The sequence below is a fragment of the Nocardia sp. NPDC003963 genome (genome assembly GCF_053605105.1).
Genome location: NZ_JBSGIP010000002.1, coordinates 380,681 through 396,069, shown reverse-complemented (window position 1 = coordinate 396,069; position 15,389 = coordinate 380,681). Strand labels below are relative to the sequence as shown.

Sequence of the window (15,389 nt, the reverse complement as noted above, 5' to 3'; positions counted from 1 at the left end):
ACGATCGCCGGACAGCGGACCCGGACGTCCCCACCGCACCGGTGGGCGGTGTAGCGTCAACCGGCATGGAATCTCGGCGCATCGCGGTCGGTGACCGGGACTGGACGGTGCGGGTGGACGGTCCGGTGACCCAGCACAGTGTGCTGCTGTTACCCGATTCCGGTGACCCACCGGACGTCTACGACCGTGTCTGCGCACGTCTGCACAGTTCCGATCTGCGGACCATCGTGTTCGAAACGGCCGAGGGACTCGACACCGCCGGGGTGTACGCGGCCCTCGACGAGATCGGCGTGCCCTGGGCGAACGTCGCCGGACGGGGCGCGGGCGCCAGCGTGGCATGGCAGGTGTGCGCGAAAGGCTTCGGCCGGTTCGTCAGCCTGGTCGTCGCGGATCGCGGACATCCGGCGGCGCCCGACGGCGCCGGAGAGATACTCGATCCCACCTGCCCCGCGGTCGAACTGCCGACCACCGTACTGGTCACCAAACAGTTGTCCCGGCCGGTCGCGGACAGTTCCGGGCGCCATGTCTACGGCGAGTTCCGGGTGGTCGCGGTAGACGTCGACAATATCGCCACGGAGGCCGATCAGGAGTTCGCGACCGAGATCGTGCTGCGCACCAGTATGTGGTGAATCAGGCCGGTCGGCCGGCCAGCCAGTCGAGCCAGTTGTCCAGTTCCCGGAACGCCTCGGTCCGCGGCGCCTCGGCCGACAGGAACACATCGTGGCGGGCGCCGTCGATCGGCACGATATTGGTGCGGTCGCCCAGACAACCCGCCCAGCGCTGGATCTGCGCGACATCCAGTACCGCGTCCGCGACGTCCACGGCGGGGCCGTACTCGCGGGCGAACTCGGTGAGTTTGGATCGCAACAGCAGCGCGGGAACGCCGATATCCAGGCCGCGGTGCAGCCGCGCCTGGCCCATGCGGATCGCACGCAACCAACCGGCCCGCACCGGGAAACCGTCCCGCGGTTTCCAGTCCAGGTCGTAGTCCCATTCCCCGCTCATGCTCTGGTGCAGGCTGTCGCCGTAGGCGCTGGATTTACCGAGCGGCAGCGCGGACTTGCCCCGGAACCGGCCGACGGTATTGATCAGCTGGGTACCGACGGTGCGCACATAGGCCGGGCCCTGGAGATCGAACCAGGGGCTGTTGAGGACGAGTCCGCTGATACCGGCTGCCGCGGTGCCGCCGCCGCGCTGTAGCCGGTCCAGCCACAGCGAGGTCACCAGGCCACCGGTCGAATGGGCGACCACCAGCACCTTCGCCGCCGTCTCGGCGCCGATCACCTGTAGGGCGCCGTCGAGTTCCCGGTCGTAGAGGGCGAGGTCGCTGATGAAGTGCGGGGTTTGGCCGGGTAGCAGGGACCGGCCGCATTTACGCAGGTCGAGTGCGTAGAACCGATGGCCGCGGCCGGTGAAATGCTCGGCGACATGGCGCTGGAAGAAGTAGTCGGTGAATCCGTGGATGTAGAGCACCGCGTCGGCCGTGGCCTCGGCCTCGGGCAGATGCCGGACCAGGGTCGCGACGATATCGCCCTCGCCGTCGGGATCGGGCCCGAGTTCCAGCGTGCGGTATTCGTAATCGTCACCGAGGATATCGGGCTGCCAGCCGGTGGCTTGTCCGAGGGCGCTGGTACCGGCCGCGGATTCGTTCGTCACGGCCTCCAATCTAGGCGACCGGGGAGTATCGACGGCAGGCCGGAAGGTGACGAGGAGGAGGAATCTACGTCACAATCGCCGCCCTGGCTGCGGATTCCGCGCGTGTCGAGGTGCACAATTGGCAATAGTGAACGACGGGTAACCTACATTCGGCCGAGCCCGGAGGGCTCACCATCGCGACCCGTACACAACTGCACAAGCGCCCGTGCCCCAGCGGGGGAGCATCCCACGGATGCGCGCCCCGCGCATCAGGACAAGGAAGTCGAACACCCGTGCCGAACGCTGCCCAGACTGAAAAGACCGATGTAGTCCTCATCGGTGCCGGCATCATGAGCGCCACTCTCGGCGCGCTGCTGCGTCAGCTGCAGCCGGACTGGTCGATCTCGGTGTTCGAGCGCCTCGACGCCGCCGCGGCCGAGAGCAGTGATCCGTGGAACAACGCCGGTACCGGTCATTCGGCACTGTGTGAGCTCAACTACAGCCCGCAGAAGCCGGACGGGTCGGTCGATATCGGCAAGGCCGTCGATATCAACGAGCGTTTCCAGGTGTCGCGCCAGTTCTGGGCCTACGCGGCGGAGAACGGAATCATCGGCGATCCCTCGCGCTTCATCAACCCCATCCCGCACGTGAGTTTCGTACACGGTGCCGCCGATGTCGAGTACCTGCGCAAACGGTACGAGGCGCTGTCCCGGCATCCACTGTTCGCCGGGATGGAGTACATCGACAGCCCCGACGAGTTCGCCCGCCGGCTGCCGCTGATGGCCCGCGGCCGCGACTTCTCCGATCCGGTCGCCCTCAACTGGTCCGACGGCGGCACCGATATCGATTTCGGTTCGCTCACCAAAGAACTGCTCGCCTATATCGGCGCCTCCGGGGGCGAGATCGGCTTCGGTAACGAGGTCCGCAACCTCGCCAAGCAGAAGGACGGCAGTTGGAAGGTCACGGTGCGCAATACCCGCACCGGACGCACCCGTACGTTGATCAGCAAATTCGTCTTCGTCGGCGCGGGTGGCGGTGCGCTGCCGCTGCTGCAGAAGGCGGGGATCAAGGAGATCCGTGGTTTCGCGGGCTTCCCGGTCTCGGGTCAGTTCCTGCGGTGTATCGATACCGACCTGATCGACCAGCACGGCGCCAAGGTGTACGGCAAGGCTGCGGTCGGCGCGCCGCCGATGTCGGTCCCGCATCTGGACACCCGCGTCATCAAGGGCAAACCCGGACTGCTCTTCGGGCCGTATGCCGGATGGACCCCCAAGTTCCTCAAGGACGGTAGCAATGCCGACCTGTTCAAATCGATCAAACCCGGCAACCTGGCCCCGATGCTCGGGGTCGGCGTCACCGAGCTGAGCCTGGTCAAATACCTGGTCACCGAGTTGCTGAAATCGCAGTCCGGCCGGGTGTACACCATGGAGGAGTTCATCCCGCGGGCCGAGGGCCGGGACTGGGAGCTCATCACCGCGGGGCAGCGGGTACAGGTGATCCGCCGCAAGGGTGCCGGTGGTGTGCTGGAACTGGGTACCGCGGTCATCGCCGCGCAGGACGGCTCCATCGCCGGACTGCTGGGCGCGTCGCCGGGTGCGTCGACCTGTGTGACGGCCATGCTGGACGTCCTGGAACGCTGCTTCCCGGCCGAATACGAGCAGTGGACCCCGAAGCTGAAGGAGATGGTCCCCTCGCTGGGCGTCAAGCTGTCGGAGAACCAGCGACTGTTCGGCGAGGTCTGGGACTGGACCGGTAAGGCATTGCAGCTCAACCGTTCCGCCACACCCGCGGCTATCGGCGCGGGGGTCTGAACGCGGGAATCCGCCGAGGCGGCCCGCGGTGGGCGAAACCACCGCGGGCCCCGTTCCGGTGCGTCCGCTGCGGGCAGTGGGCGCAGGGCATTCGCGTGCATATCCGGCCGAGGTGTGATAGCAAGGCGCGATGATGTCTACGGTTGCACTCCGCCGGTCATGGGCGCAGGATCTCGATACCCCCACCCTGTACGAGTTGCTGAAGCTGCGTGTCGAAGTGTTCGTGGTCGAGCAGAAGTGCGCGTACCCGGAGCTGGACGGGCAGGATCTGCTGCCGGAGACCCGGCATCTGTGGCTCGACGACGAGGGCGAGGTCATCGCCACCCTGCGGTTGCTCGAGGAGCACGACGACGGTGTGAAATCGTTCCGTATCGGTCGGCTGTGTACCGCGGTGGAGGCACGCGGGCACGGATACACCACCCGGCTGCTGCAGGCCGCCCTCGCGGAAACGGGTTCGCATACGGTCCGGCTGAACGCCCAGACCTATCTGATCGACCTCTACACCAAACACGGTTTCGAGGTGGACGGTGCGGAGTTCATCGAGGACGGTGTCGCGCACGTACCGATGCGCAAGGGTTAGCCGCCCGGCCGTCCCGGGTAGGGGAGGGCCGGACCGCGCGAGGCCACGTTTTAGAGTGGGGCCGTGTCCTCCACCGAAATCGCCCGGCCTGTACCCCGACCGATCGCATCCGCCGCGAACGGTGGTGAGGCGGGGTTCCCGTTCTCCGCGGTGGTCGGACAGGAACAGCTGCAGCTGGCGCTGATCCTGTGCGCGGTGCATCCCGGAATCGGTGGTGTACTGGTGCGCGGTGAGAAGGGGACCGCCAAATCGACCGTGGTCCGGGCGCTGGCCCGGCTGCTACCACCGGTGGTGGACGAATCGGGCGCCCGTCCCGCGCGGCTGGTGGAACTCCCGGTCGGTGCGACCGAGGACCGGGTGGTCGGCTCGCTCGATCTGGAGCGAGTCCTGCGTGACGGAGAACAGGCCTTCCGGCCGGGGTTGCTGGCCGCCGCCCATCACGGTGTCCTGTACGTGGACGAGGTGAACCTGCTGCACGACCATCTGGTCGATGTACTGCTGGATGCCGCGGCCATGGGCCGGGTCCACATCGAACGCGACGGGGTCTCGCATTCGCACCCCGCCCGTTTCGTGCTGGTGGGCACCATGAACCCGGAGGAAGGTGAGCTGCGGCCCCAGCTGCTGGACCGTTTCGGCCTGACCGTGGACGTGACCGCCTCCCGCGAGGTGGACATCCGGATGGCGGTAGTCCGGCGCCGCCTGGACTACGAGGCCGACCCCGATGGTTTCGCGGCCTCCTACGCCCCCGCGGACGCCGAGATCGCCGATCGCATCCTCACCGCGCGCGACCGGATCCCCGAGGTCGCCCTGGACGATGTGGAACTGCGCCGGATCGCCGCGCTGTGCGCTTCGTTCGACGTGGACGGTATGCGCGCGGACCTGGTGGTCGCCCGCACCGCCACCGCGCATGCCGCCTGGCGCGGGCGCGGCGCCGTCACCGCGGAGGATGTACGGGTGGCGGCCGAACTGGCGCTGCCGCACCGCCGGCGCCGCGATCCGTTCGACGAACCCGGTATCACCCCCGAACAACTCGACGACGCGATGCGCGACGCGGACGAGCAGGCAGACGGTCCGCGGGATCCGGCCGGTGGGAACGAGGCACCGGAATCCGGTGACGGACCCCGCGATCCCGACGACGATCCCGACGGCCCCGGTGGTGGCGCCGACCCCTCCGGTGACGACACCGCGCCGGGCGAGAAATCCGGAAATCCCGGCGGTCCGGGTGGTACGGGGCAGACGAAGGCCCCGGTCGCGACCCCGGTCCGGCCGCCGCGCTGGGAGGTGCCGGGGGTCGGTGAGGGAGCACCGGGTCGGCGGTCCCGGGCGCAGACCCGGCAGGGCCGAGTGGTGAACACCCTCCCGGAGCCCACCGGCGGCCTGCATCTGCTGGGTACGCTGCGCGCCGCGGCGCCGCATCAGCGGGCCCGCGGTCGGCGTACCGGTCCGCTGGTACTGGCGCCCGGTGATCTGCGCGGCGCCTATCGCGAAGGGCGCGAGGGCAATCTGGTGCTGTTCGTGGTCGACACCTCGGGGTCCATGGCGGCCCGCGACCGATTGTCCGCGGTCACCGGCGCAGTGGTGACTCTGCTGCGCGATGCCTATCAGCGGCGCGACAAGGTCGCGGTGATCTCGGTACGCGGTAGCGAGGCCGAACTGGTCCTGCCTCCGACATCCTCGATCGATATCGCCGTCCGCCGCCTCACCGGCCTGCGCACCGGCGGAAAGACTCCGCTCGCCGCCGGGCTGCGCACAGCGCGCGAGCTGGTGTACCGGGAACGTGTCCGCGACCCGCATCGCCGGCCGATGCTGGTCCTGCTCACCGACGGCCGGGCCACCGGTGGAACCGATCCGGTGCCGCGCGCCCGTGCGGCGGCCGGTCTGCTGGCCCGCGACGGTGTGACTTCGGTGGTGGTCGACTGCGAACGCGGCATGATCCGGCTGGGCCTGGCCGCCGACCTGGCGGCCGCCCTGGGTGGCACGGTCGTGCGGCTCACCGAATTGACCGGTGCCTCGGTGGCCGAGGTGGTCCGCGCGGGTGCCGCCGGCGGCGTACGAGCGGCCTGAACCCGGGCCCGGATCGCACCGGGCGAGCCCGAACCGAACAGATCGAGGAGATCCCATGCCCAAAGGGATGCCGGAACAAGTACCCGACGACGGCCTGACCACCCGTCAGCGCCGTAATCAGCCGGTGCTCGCCGTGCACACCGGGCCGGGCAAGGGTAAGTCCACCGCCGCCTTCGGGATGGCGCTGCGTGCCTGGAACCAGGGTTTCGATGTGGCGGTCTTCCAGTTCGTCAAAAGTGCCAAATGGAAGGTCGGCGAGGAAGCGGTCTTCCGCGAACTCGGGCGGTTGCACGACGAAACCGGCGCGGGCGGGCCGGTGCAGTGGCACAAGATGGGCGAAGGCTGGTCGTGGACTCGTAAACAGGGCACCGAAACCGATCACGCGGCGGCGGCGCTGGCCGGCTGGCAGGAGATCGCGCGCCGGCTACGCGACGAGGAGCACCGGTTCTATGTCCTCGACGAATTCACCTACCCACTGAAATGGGGGTGGGTGGATGTGGCGGAGGTCGTCGATACGCTGCGGAACCGCCCGGGTAACCAGCATGTGGTCGTCACCGGCCGGGATGCGCCGCCGGAACTCGTGGAAGCCGCAGATCTGGTGACCGAGATGACCAAGGTGCGGCACCCCATGGACGCCGGCCGCAAGGGCCAGCGGGGTATCGAATGGTGAGGTGGGCCGGTCCCGCCGCGGAAGCCGCCGGGATCCGGTGCGCTGCCCGCCGGTACCGCCCGGGCCGGAAGACGGCGCGATGACTGTCGCACCGGGGATAGTGCTCGCGGCGCCGGCGTCGGGCAGCGGGAAGACCACCGTCGCGACCGGGCTCATCGGTGCGCTGCGCCGAGCGGGCCGCCGGGTCGCCCCGTTCAAGGTGGGGCCCGACTACATCGATCCCGGTTATCACGGCCTCGCCGCCGGTCGCCCCGGCCGGAATCTGGACCCGGTGCTGGTGGGGCGCGATCGGATCGCCCCGCTCTACCGCCACGGTGCCCGCGATTGCGATATCGCGGTGGTGGAAGGCGCGATGGGCCTGTTCGACGGGCGGATCGACGAACAGTCCGTCGATCCCGTCGCGGAAGGCTCCACCGCCCAGGTGGCGAACCTGCTGGGGCTACCGGTGATCCTGGTCGTGGACGCGCGCGGCCACAGCCAGAGCCTGGCCGCGCTGCTACACGGGTTCGCCACTTTCGACGCCGGTATCCGACTGGGCGGGGTCGTGCTCAACCGGGTGGGTAGTGAACGGCACGAACAGGTGCTGCGCGCCGCCTGCGACCGGGTCGGCCTGCCGGTGCTCGGCGCACTGCCCCGGCTGGCCGAGCTCGAGGTCCCGTCCCGGCATCTGGGTCTGATCCCCGCGGTGGAGCACGGCCACGCGGCGAGGCAGGCGGTGGACGCGATGACCGATCTGGCGGCCCGGCATATCGACCTGGCCGCGGTCGCCGCCCTGGCCGCGGCGCCGGCCGCCGGGCCGAGCTGGGACGCGGTACAGGAGATCGCGGACGACGCACCACCGCCGGACGGACCGGCTCCGGTGATCGCGGTGGCCGGTGGGCCCGCCTTCACCTTCGGCTACGCCGAACACCGGGAACTACTCGGCGCCGCGGGGGCCCGGGTCGCGGTCTTCGATCCGCTGCACGACACCCTGCCGGCCGAGACCGCGGGTCTGGTGCTGCCGGGCGGATTCCCGGAAGAGCACGCAGGTACGCTGGCGGCCAACACCGGACTGCGCGCCGCCGTGGCCGATCGGGCCCGGGCAGGGCTGCCGATCCACGCCGAATGCGCCGGGCTGCTGTACCTCACCAGATCGCTGGACGGTCATCCGATGGCGGGCCTGATCGACGCGACCGCCGAATTCGGGCCCCGCCTCACCCTCGGTTACCGGGAAGCGGTGGCACTGGGTGATTCCGGGCTGTGGCGGACCGGGGAAAGGGTGCGCGGCCACGAGTTCCATCGGACCCGGCTGGTGGAATCCGGTGGTGCCCCGCCCGCCTGGGGCTGGCGTACCGCAGGCGCGCAGGTGCGCGAGGGGGCGCTCGTGCACGGAGTGCACGCGTCGTACCTGCACACCCATCCGGCCGGGAACCCGGTCGCCGTGCGCCGGTTCGTGGCCGCGGCGCGCGCCCATCACGGCACCGCGCCCGTCGCGCGCGCACAGTGACCGGCGGATACCCACGGCCCGGAGCCGGCCCCGCGCCGTACTCGAGGGAACTCGCGGTCGGCCTGGGCCTGCGCCCGGATCTGTCCACCGAGCGGATACTCGCGGCGCTGGCAGAAGCTCTGCCCGGACAGCGGATCGCCTCCCTCGCGACCCTGGACCGCCGGGCTGCCGAGCCGGGGCCCCGGGGTGCCGCCGCCGTGCTGGGCGTACCGCTGCACAGCTATTCCGCCGAGCAGATGGCGCGGGTCCCGGTGCCGAACCCGTCGGCGCGGGTGGCCGCGGCGCTGGGCATTCCGGGTGTGGCCGAAGCCGCGGCGCTGCTGTCCGGCACCGGGCCGCTACTCGTACCGCGACAGGTTGCCGGGGCCGTCGTGGTCGCCGCGGCCGCCGCGTACCGCTGACCGGCGCGCCTGCCTTCCTGCCGGCGCTACGCATCGGCCGGTTCCGGCCCCGGCCGCCCGCACCGCCGCTGCGTGCGAGCTGTACTCGACGGCTAGGGAGCCACCGACAGCAGATCCGCGAAACCGGTGGGGTCGTGCCGTCCGACGCTGGCGTGCTCGAACAGCCCCCAGCCTTCGGCGTCTCCGCAGCGGGCGTGCGCGATATGGTCGGTCACGCCCCAGGGGATCCGGCCGGCGATCGCCGGATCGGTCAGGTCGTAACTGTTGGCCCAGGACCAGTCGCGGCCCTTCCACTGTCCGTGCTGCCAGTCCGGGTCGCCGCCGTAACCGCAGCCGATATGCAGCGGTATCCCGGTGACGGTACGGATATCGATGGTCAGCGGTTTACCGTCGGGCGTGCGCAGCTCCAGACTCGCGGCCTCGGGATGACGGGTCCCGGACCGGTAGTCGATGGTGATCCGGGGCCAGCCCAGCTGTTCGACCGAACCGTCCGGGAACACCCGGACGGCGTCGTTGAGGGTGCGGTAACCGTCCGGGTTCTCCTGGATGATCACCACCACCGCGAAATCGTCGAAGCGCAGCGGTACGTACAGCCACCAGAATCCGCCGGATCCCTCGGTGGCCGCCCGGCCGGGCGGCTCGGCTTCGCCGACGGGACGGATCCCCCAGGAACGGTCCCGGGTCCCGGTCCAGATCTCCGGATCGACCGCGATGTCCTCGCCGTGGAGCGCGATCGTGCCCGACCAGGCGCCGACCTGGGCGAATCGTGAGGCGTCGAGGGTCGGTCGATTACCGGCCAGCATGACATGCGGCTGTTCCTGGACGGCCGGGAAGGCACCGGTCCAGGTGAGGTCGAGCCCGAGGTCCTCGTGGTCGCACACCACCCGGATCCGGCGCAGTGGTTCCGCGACCTCGATCCGATAGCCGCCGACCGCCATATCCAGGCTCCGGTCGGTGCGGGCGTCGGAGAAACGCACCGAGGTGATCTCGTCACCGCGGCGCAATGCCGCATAGGCGTCGACCACACCGAGATTGGGGTACACCCCGAACCCGGTCACCAGCATGAGCGCACCGTCGCGGTTGTGCGCGTTGAAATAACTGCGGTCGTAGAAGTTGCGGTCGCTGGACGCGGCCCGGGCGATCGGCAGCGGCGTCTGGTGGATCGGGTATTCGTCGAGTGGACCCGGGGCGGTAGCCGGGGTGTACGCGGTGGTTTCGCTCATCTCAGTCCCATCCGTAGGTGCCGTCGAGCATGGCCTCCAGGGTGGCGCGATGCATGATGTAGTCGTCGCGCTCCGCCGGGGCGGTGTCCTCGCCCATATGGATCATGCGGCGTTTGATCCGGGCCATGACGATCGCGTGCCGCAATGCGGCATAGGTGAGGTGGAAATCCAGATTCCGGACGGTATGGCCGCTGACCTTCTCGTAATGCGCCACCACCTCGTCGCGGCGCAGGAAATCGGGTAGTCCGGGGAAATCGAATCCGGTGGCGATGTCCTGGAAGAAGCGGTGCAGGAAGATCATCCACGCGAGATCGAGTTCACGCGGCCCCAATGCGGCCATCTCCCAGTCCAATACGGCGATCGGCGTGAACTCGTCGTAGATGATATTGCCGGGCCGGGCATCGCCCCAGCTCAGCACATCGGGTCCCGGATCGGCGGGGAAGTTGCGGTCCAGCCAGTCGAAAGCGCGCTCGATCAGCGGGATCTCGTAGCCGTCGGCGGCCAGCGCCCAGTCGTACCAGGCGCGATCGGCGTCGAGATGGCGGCGGAGCGCGGTGCCCGGTCCGTCGAGTTCCGGGAACCGCTGTGCCGGATCGGGCAGGGCGTGGATGCGGGCCAGGATATCGAGGGTGTTGCGGGTGAGTTCGGCGCGTTCCGCGGGTGTGGCGTCGTAGAGCCAGCCGGCGAATACATAGGGTGGGTTGTCGCCCGGGATCCGTCCCTGCACCCGGTCCATTACGAAGAACGGCGCACCGCAGGCCGCACTGTCGGTCTCCAGCCAGCGCAATCGCGGTACCGGGACATCGGTGGCCGCGGCGATCTCGGCGATGACGCGGTACTGCAGTTCCAGATCGTATTTCTCGAAGACCGGGAACGCGCCCTCCTCCGGGATCATCCGCGCGACGAAGGCGCCTTCGTCCGGTTCGCCCCCGGATTTCCAGCGCGCGTCGAACAGGACCGAGGCACTGGACAGGCCTCCGGCCAGCGGACGTTGCAGATTGCTGATCACCGGTGGATCGTCGGCCCGGACGCGCTGTCGCAACCATTCGGCGAGCTGCCCGGCCAGCGAATCCAGATCGCGTTCGCTGGTGGTGAGCTGCATATGTTCGGTGGGGTTCACATCGTCGGGCATCATCGTCCTCCTGACGCCATCCGGCCTCGGCGCGGAGACCGGCCCCACTGTCGTCTCGGTGACACGCCGTCGGGCCGCCCGCGTGCGGGAACTGTAACGTGTTTCAGTCCGGGCCGGGCCCGATTCGACGGATCATCGGCCTGCGGGAACATCGCGTATCGGCCCGCGGGCGCGGCGGTCCGGCCATAATCCTTTCGGTGACCGGGGTGATGTGCTGTATCGGAGGCCGGGGATGAATACGACGCGGTGCGGGCGGCGTCCCGGCGGTCCGGGCGCGGCCGCCTCGTACGGGTCGATCGGCAGGTGACCGTGAACCGCCTGCGCAACGGGATCGCCGTCGTCGTGGCGGCCGGGTTGTTACTCGTGCTGGGAGCGGCGATCCGTCCGCTGTTCGTCGACGATCCGGCACCACCGGAGATTCTGTCCGGTACGGAGATCGCTTTCGTCCAGGATATGGCCGCACACCACCACCAGGCCTTGATGATGGTGCAGCGCCTCGATTCCGGTGCCGGGCCCGCGGTGCAGGGGCTGGCCCGGCAGATCGAAGCCACCCAGCTCTCCGAGATCGGCACCCTGCTGGGCTGGTTGCGGTTGGCCGGCGCGCCGGTGTCGGGCCCCGAGCCGATGAGCTGGATGCCCGCGCAGACCCATGATCACCACACCGCGCACGATCCGGCCGCGACCGCCATGCCGGGGATGGCCACCCGGGCCGAACTCGATACGCTCGCCGCCGCGCGTGGTCGCGACGCCGCGATCCGGTTCCTGCAACTCATGCAGCGCCATCACGAAGGCGGTATCGCCATGGCCCGTGTGGCCGACGCGCTGCTCACCGACGGGGTGGTGAAACAGGTGGCCCGGGAGATGATCACCGAACAGACCCAGGAATCCGGGCTGATGGCGCTGCTACTGGCACAACTGGCGGCGAGCCCGCCGGGCTGAGCCGGAATGAACATCCGGCCGCGGCGGTTGGTCGAGGACATGAGCGCTATTTCGTTGCCCGACACCGTCAAGCAGTACATCGACGATGCCAAGCTGTATGTCACGGTGGCCACCATCGGCCGGGACGGACATCCGCATCTGACCGTCACCTGGATCGACCGGGACGGGGACGAATTGCTCTACTCCACCACCACCGACCGGGTGCAGGGCAAGAACCTGGCCCGGGATCCGCGTATCTCGGTGCTGATCATCCCGCCGGACAACCCCTACGTCTACGCCGAGATCCGCGGGACCGCCACGCTCACGCCGGATCCCGACATGCTGGTCGGCGACCGGATGTCGATCAAGTACACGGGTAAGCGCTACGCCGACTTCAATCCGGCGTCGGTGGACGACGGTCCCCGGGTGGCAGTGCGGATCACCCCCAACAAGATCACCGGGAGGCTGTGACCGAGCCACACATCGGAATGGTCGGCAGGCGAACCCGTGTCTATTGCTAATCCGGATCTTAGACATGCGGACCACACCGTTTGTCTACTCGCGGACGGTCAGCATGGGCGGCGGGGTTGATAGGGCCCCACCCACGCGGCGCCGAAGGTGCCGCCATGAACACAGCCCCCACCCGCCCCGCCGAAGGGGCGGGGCAGATGAACACCTCTCAGGCGGCCTGCGCCTCGTCCTGGGCGTGCTGGGCACGGGCGACTTCCTGCGCGGTGTAGCGCAGAGTCAAGGCGATGAGGCCCACCAGCAGCCCGCCGATCGCCGCGACCAGCAGGGCGAGGGTGTAACCGTCACCGAGTGCGGTGATCTCCGCGGCTGTCATCTCGGCCGGTTTCTTGTTGGTTCCGCCCTCGGACAGCGTCCGGGAGGCGGCGAGCGGGGTGAGCACGCCGATGGCGATGGGGGTGCCCAGGTTCAGGAACATCTGGCCGATCGCCGAGAGCGGGCCGATCTCGTCCGGCGGCACTCCGACCAGAACACACAGCGGGATGAGCACCATGGCGATACCGATTCCGAAACCGATCACCGAGAACAGCGGGAGCAGGGTGGACCAGTAACCCACATCGGCGTCCAGTGTCGAGCCGTAGCCGAGGCCGGCCATGAGCACCACCGCCGCGCCGGACAGCAACCACCGGGGCGCGATGTGCAGAGCCAGCCGGGTGGCCACCGCACTACCCACGCCGACGCCGACGGTGAACGGGATGAACGACACTCCGGCCACCAGCGGGCTGTAACCGACCACGTTCTGCACGAACAGACCCGCGAAATAGGTGGTGGCGCCCAAGATGCCGCTGGCGAGCAGGATCACCACGAAGGTGGAGACGCGGTCGCGGCTGTCGAACAGCGTCCACGGCAGCAGCGGGTTGTCCACCGAACGTTCCGCGAGAACGAAAACCGGCAGCAGTACCGCACCCGCGATCAGGGTGCCGTAGACCAGTGGGCTGCCCCAGCCGAGTTCCGGTCCCTCGGTGGCACCCCAGACGATGAGGGCACATGCCAGGGTGCCGAGGAAGGCGCCGCGCACATCGAGCGTGAGCCGGTGATGATCGGTATCGCGAAGCGCGAACAGCGCGCCGACCACGATCAGCACACCGATCGGCACATTGATCAGGAAGATCCACCGCCAGCTGGCCTCGGTGAGGGCCCCGCCGATCACCAGTCCGCCCACCGAGCCGAGAGCGACCATCGATCCGAAGATCGCGAAAGCCTGGTTACGCACCTTCCCCGGGGCGAAGGTGCTGGCGACCAGTGCGAACGCGGTCGGCGCGGCGAGGGCGGCGCCGGTGCCCTGGAAGGCACGTGCGGCGACGAGCATCTCTTCGCTCTGCGCCAGGCCGCACAGCATCGAGGCCAGCGTGAACAGTCCCACGCCGACCACGAACATGCGCCGGCGTCCGAACGAATCACCGATCCGCCCGCCGAGCAGCATCAGACCGGCGAACGGGAGCCCGTAGGCGGTGATGGTCCAGGCGCTGCCCGAACTGGACAGGCCCATCTCCTCCTGCAACTTCGGCAGGGCCAGGATCACGACGGTGCCGTCCAGCACCACCATCAGCTGTAACCCACTCAGCACGAGAATGGCGAGGCCGAAGGCTCGTTTCGTCACCGGATACTGGATAGCTGGGGGGTTATCGAGCACAGTGGGTCACTGTAACCGACCGTCGCCGGACGCTACCGGCACGGCGCTGAACCCGGCCGTGGGCCCGATCACAACGATAGCGGGCGGCCGGATTCCCTCGGCGCGGACACGTTCGGCGACATCGGCGAGGGTCGCCCGCAGTACCCGCTGGCCACGCAGGGTCCCCTCCTGGATCACGGTGGCCGGGGTATCGGCGGCCCGCCCGCCCGCGCGCAGGACCGCGGCGAACTGTTCGATCCGTTCCACCGCCATCATCAGGACCAGTGTGCCGCGCAGCCGGGCCAGTGCCGGCCAGTCCACCAGCGAATCGGGATGGTCCGGCGGGATATGGCCGCTCACCACCACGAATTCATGGGTGACTCCGCGGTGGGTGACCGGAATACCGGCGGCGGCCGGAACCGAGATCGGACTGGTGACCCCCGGAACCACCGTCACCGGCACACCGGCGTCGACGCATGCCTCGAGTTCCTCGTAGCCGCGGCCGAACACATAGGGATCGCCGCCCTTGAGCCGCACCACGAACTTGCCCGCCCGTGCGCCCGCGACGAGGGCCTCGTTGATCGCCTCCTGCGCCATCGCGCGCCCGTAAGGGATCTTGGCGGCGTCCACCACCTCCACATCCGGTCCGAGTTCGGCCAGCAGCTCCGGTGGGGCGAGCCGATCGGCGACCACCAGATCGGCGCGGGCCAGCAGCCGGCGGCCGCGCACGGTGATGAGATCCGGATCGCCGGGCCCACCGCCGACCAGCGCGACGCCCGGCGTCATCGGTGACGCGTCGTCGGTGACCACGCCGGATTGCAGCGCCTCGAGCAGTGCGGTGCGGACCGCGGCGGACCGCCGATGTCGGCCACCGGCGAGTACACCCAGGGTCATCCCGTCGTACCGGGCGGTGGCCGGGGTGACCGCGGTCCCGGACTGCGCGTGATCGGCACGGACACAGAAGATCCGGCGATCGGTCGCCGCCGCGACGACGGCGGCGTTGGTCTCGGGTTCGTCGGTGCAGGCGATGGCGTACCAGGCGCCGTCGAGATCGCCGTCGGCGTAATCGCGCAGGGTGAGGGTGATCTGCCCGGCCGTGGCCATCGCCTCCACCGCGGGAGTGGCCGCACGGGTGATCACCTCGACGACCGCGCCGGAGGCGATGAGCAGGCCCAACCGGCGCTGTGCGACTGTGCCCCCGCCGACGACGACGACCCGCCGCTCGTTCAGATCGAGTCCCACCAGGTAGTTGGAGTCCCCGGCGGACAGGTTGTCGGTATCGGCTGACGTGTTCGGCACAAGGCTCGAGCCTACGGCCCGGCGCGGCGC

14 protein-coding genes are annotated in these 15,389 nt (G+C 69.3%); 9 read left to right on the top strand and 5 right to left on the bottom strand.

Annotated elements, in window-relative coordinates; translation table 11 throughout:
- Nucleotides 1–65 precede the first annotated feature (65 nt).
- A complete protein-coding gene (locus tag ACWEWT_RS10460) occupies nt 66–629 on the top strand; it encodes an alpha/beta hydrolase (RefSeq protein WP_452558031.1) in 564 nt (187 codons plus the stop codon).
- Nucleotide 630: 1 nt separating this feature from the next.
- Here the strand turns inward: ACWEWT_RS10460 and ACWEWT_RS10455 are convergent, their stop codons facing one another.
- Nucleotides 631–1,656: an alpha/beta hydrolase gene (locus ACWEWT_RS10455; protein ID WP_452558030.1), complete on the bottom strand. Its 1,026-nt coding sequence runs from the start codon at nt 1,654–1,656 to the stop codon at nt 631–633.
- Between the two features lie 329 nt (nt 1,657–1,985).
- Here ACWEWT_RS10455 and mqo point away from each other — a divergent pair, with 329 nt between their 5' ends.
- The 6 genes from mqo to ACWEWT_RS10425 all read left to right on the top strand — a co-directional run bounded on the left by mqo (nt 1,986) and on the right by ACWEWT_RS10425 (nt 8,647).
- A complete protein-coding gene (gene mqo, locus ACWEWT_RS10450) occupies nt 1,986–3,446 on the top strand; it encodes a malate dehydrogenase (quinone) (protein ID WP_452558029.1) in 1,461 nt (486 codons plus the stop codon).
- Nucleotides 3,447–3,576: 130 nt separating this feature from the next.
- Entirely contained in the window at nt 3,577–4,026 is a 450-nt protein-coding gene (locus ACWEWT_RS10445) for a GNAT family N-acetyltransferase (protein ID WP_327150448.1), read from the top strand.
- Nucleotides 4,027–4,128: 102 nt separating this feature from the next.
- On the top strand, nt 4,129–6,090 hold the full coding sequence (locus ACWEWT_RS10440; RefSeq protein WP_452558101.1) for a magnesium chelatase subunit D family protein: 1,962 nt from the start codon (nt 4,129–4,131) through the stop codon (nt 6,088–6,090).
- A gap of 55 nt (nt 6,091–6,145) precedes the next feature.
- Nucleotides 6,146–6,760 (top strand): cob(I)yrinic acid a,c-diamide adenosyltransferase, encoded by a 615-nt coding sequence (gene cobO, locus ACWEWT_RS10435; RefSeq protein WP_452558028.1) that lies wholly within the window; start codon nt 6,146–6,148, stop codon nt 6,758–6,760.
- Nucleotides 6,761–6,839: 79 nt separating this feature from the next.
- Complete coding sequence (locus ACWEWT_RS10430) at nt 6,840–8,246, top strand: cobyrinate a,c-diamide synthase (protein WP_452558027.1); 1,407 nt, start codon at nt 6,840–6,842, stop codon at nt 8,244–8,246.
- The gene (locus ACWEWT_RS10425) at nt 8,243–8,647 is read left to right on the top strand and encodes a cobalamin biosynthesis protein (RefSeq protein WP_452558026.1); all 405 of its coding nucleotides are present in this window, start codon (nt 8,243–8,245) and stop codon (nt 8,645–8,647) included. Before ACWEWT_RS10430 ends, ACWEWT_RS10425 begins: the two co-directional genes overlap by 4 nt.
- Before the next feature lie 92 nt (nt 8,648–8,739).
- Here the strand turns inward: ACWEWT_RS10425 and ACWEWT_RS10420 are convergent, their stop codons facing one another.
- On the bottom strand, nt 8,740–9,870 hold the full coding sequence (locus ACWEWT_RS10420) for a hypothetical protein (protein ID WP_452558025.1): 1,131 nt from the start codon (nt 9,868–9,870) through the stop codon (nt 8,740–8,742).
- Nucleotide 9,871: 1 nt separating this feature from the next.
- A complete protein-coding gene (locus ACWEWT_RS10415; protein WP_452558024.1) occupies nt 9,872–11,005 on the bottom strand; it encodes a phosphotransferase family protein in 1,134 nt (377 codons plus the stop codon).
- Between the two features lie 300 nt (nt 11,006–11,305).
- Between ACWEWT_RS10415 and ACWEWT_RS10410 the strand changes: the two genes are divergently transcribed.
- Both ACWEWT_RS10410 and ACWEWT_RS10405 read left to right on the top strand, forming a co-directional pair.
- Nucleotides 11,306–11,941, top strand: coding sequence for a DUF305 domain-containing protein (locus ACWEWT_RS10410; RefSeq protein WP_452558023.1), 636 nt, complete (start codon nt 11,306–11,308; stop codon nt 11,939–11,941).
- Nucleotides 11,942–11,980: 39 nt separating this feature from the next.
- Nucleotides 11,981–12,391 (top strand): PPOX class F420-dependent oxidoreductase, encoded by a 411-nt coding sequence (locus ACWEWT_RS10405; protein ID WP_452558022.1) that lies wholly within the window; start codon nt 11,981–11,983, stop codon nt 12,389–12,391.
- 208 nt (nt 12,392–12,599) lie between these two features.
- Here ACWEWT_RS10405 and ACWEWT_RS10400 read toward each other — a convergent pair whose 3' ends face one another.
- Nucleotides 12,600–14,048 (bottom strand): MFS transporter, encoded by a 1,449-nt coding sequence (locus ACWEWT_RS10400; protein WP_452558021.1) that lies wholly within the window; start codon nt 14,046–14,048, stop codon nt 12,600–12,602.
- Between the two features lie 39 nt (nt 14,049–14,087).
- On the bottom strand, nt 14,088–15,359 hold the full coding sequence (gene cobA / locus ACWEWT_RS10395) for a uroporphyrinogen-III C-methyltransferase (protein ID WP_452558020.1): 1,272 nt from the start codon (nt 15,357–15,359) through the stop codon (nt 14,088–14,090).
- Between the last annotated feature and the right edge of the window lie 30 nt (nt 15,360–15,389).

Bases quoted from the DNA above. Each gene is read 5' to 3' on its own strand.
- ACWEWT_RS10460 (WP_452558031.1), top strand. From the start codon at position 66: ATGGAATCTCGGCGCATCGCGGTCGGTGACCGGGACTGGACGGTGCGG.
- mqo (WP_452558029.1), top strand. From the start codon at position 1,986: ATGAGCGCCACTCTCGGCGCGCTGCTGCGTCAGCTGCAGCCGGACTGG.
- ACWEWT_RS10445 (WP_327150448.1), top strand. From the start codon at position 3,577: ATGATGTCTACGGTTGCACTCCGCCGGTCATGGGCGCAGGATCTCGAT.
- cobO (WP_452558028.1), top strand. From the start codon at position 6,146: ATGCCCAAAGGGATGCCGGAACAAGTACCCGACGACGGCCTGACCACC.
- ACWEWT_RS10430 (WP_452558027.1), top strand. From the start codon at position 6,840: ATGACTGTCGCACCGGGGATAGTGCTCGCGGCGCCGGCGTCGGGCAGC.
- ACWEWT_RS10420 (WP_452558025.1), bottom strand. From the start codon at position 9,870: ATGAGCGAAACCACCGCGTACACCCCGGCTACCGCCCCGGGTCCACTC.
- ACWEWT_RS10415 (WP_452558024.1), bottom strand. From the start codon at position 11,005: ATGATGCCCGACGATGTGAACCCCACCGAACATATGCAGCTCACCACC.
- ACWEWT_RS10405 (WP_452558022.1), top strand. From the start codon at position 11,981: ATGAGCGCTATTTCGTTGCCCGACACCGTCAAGCAGTACATCGACGAT.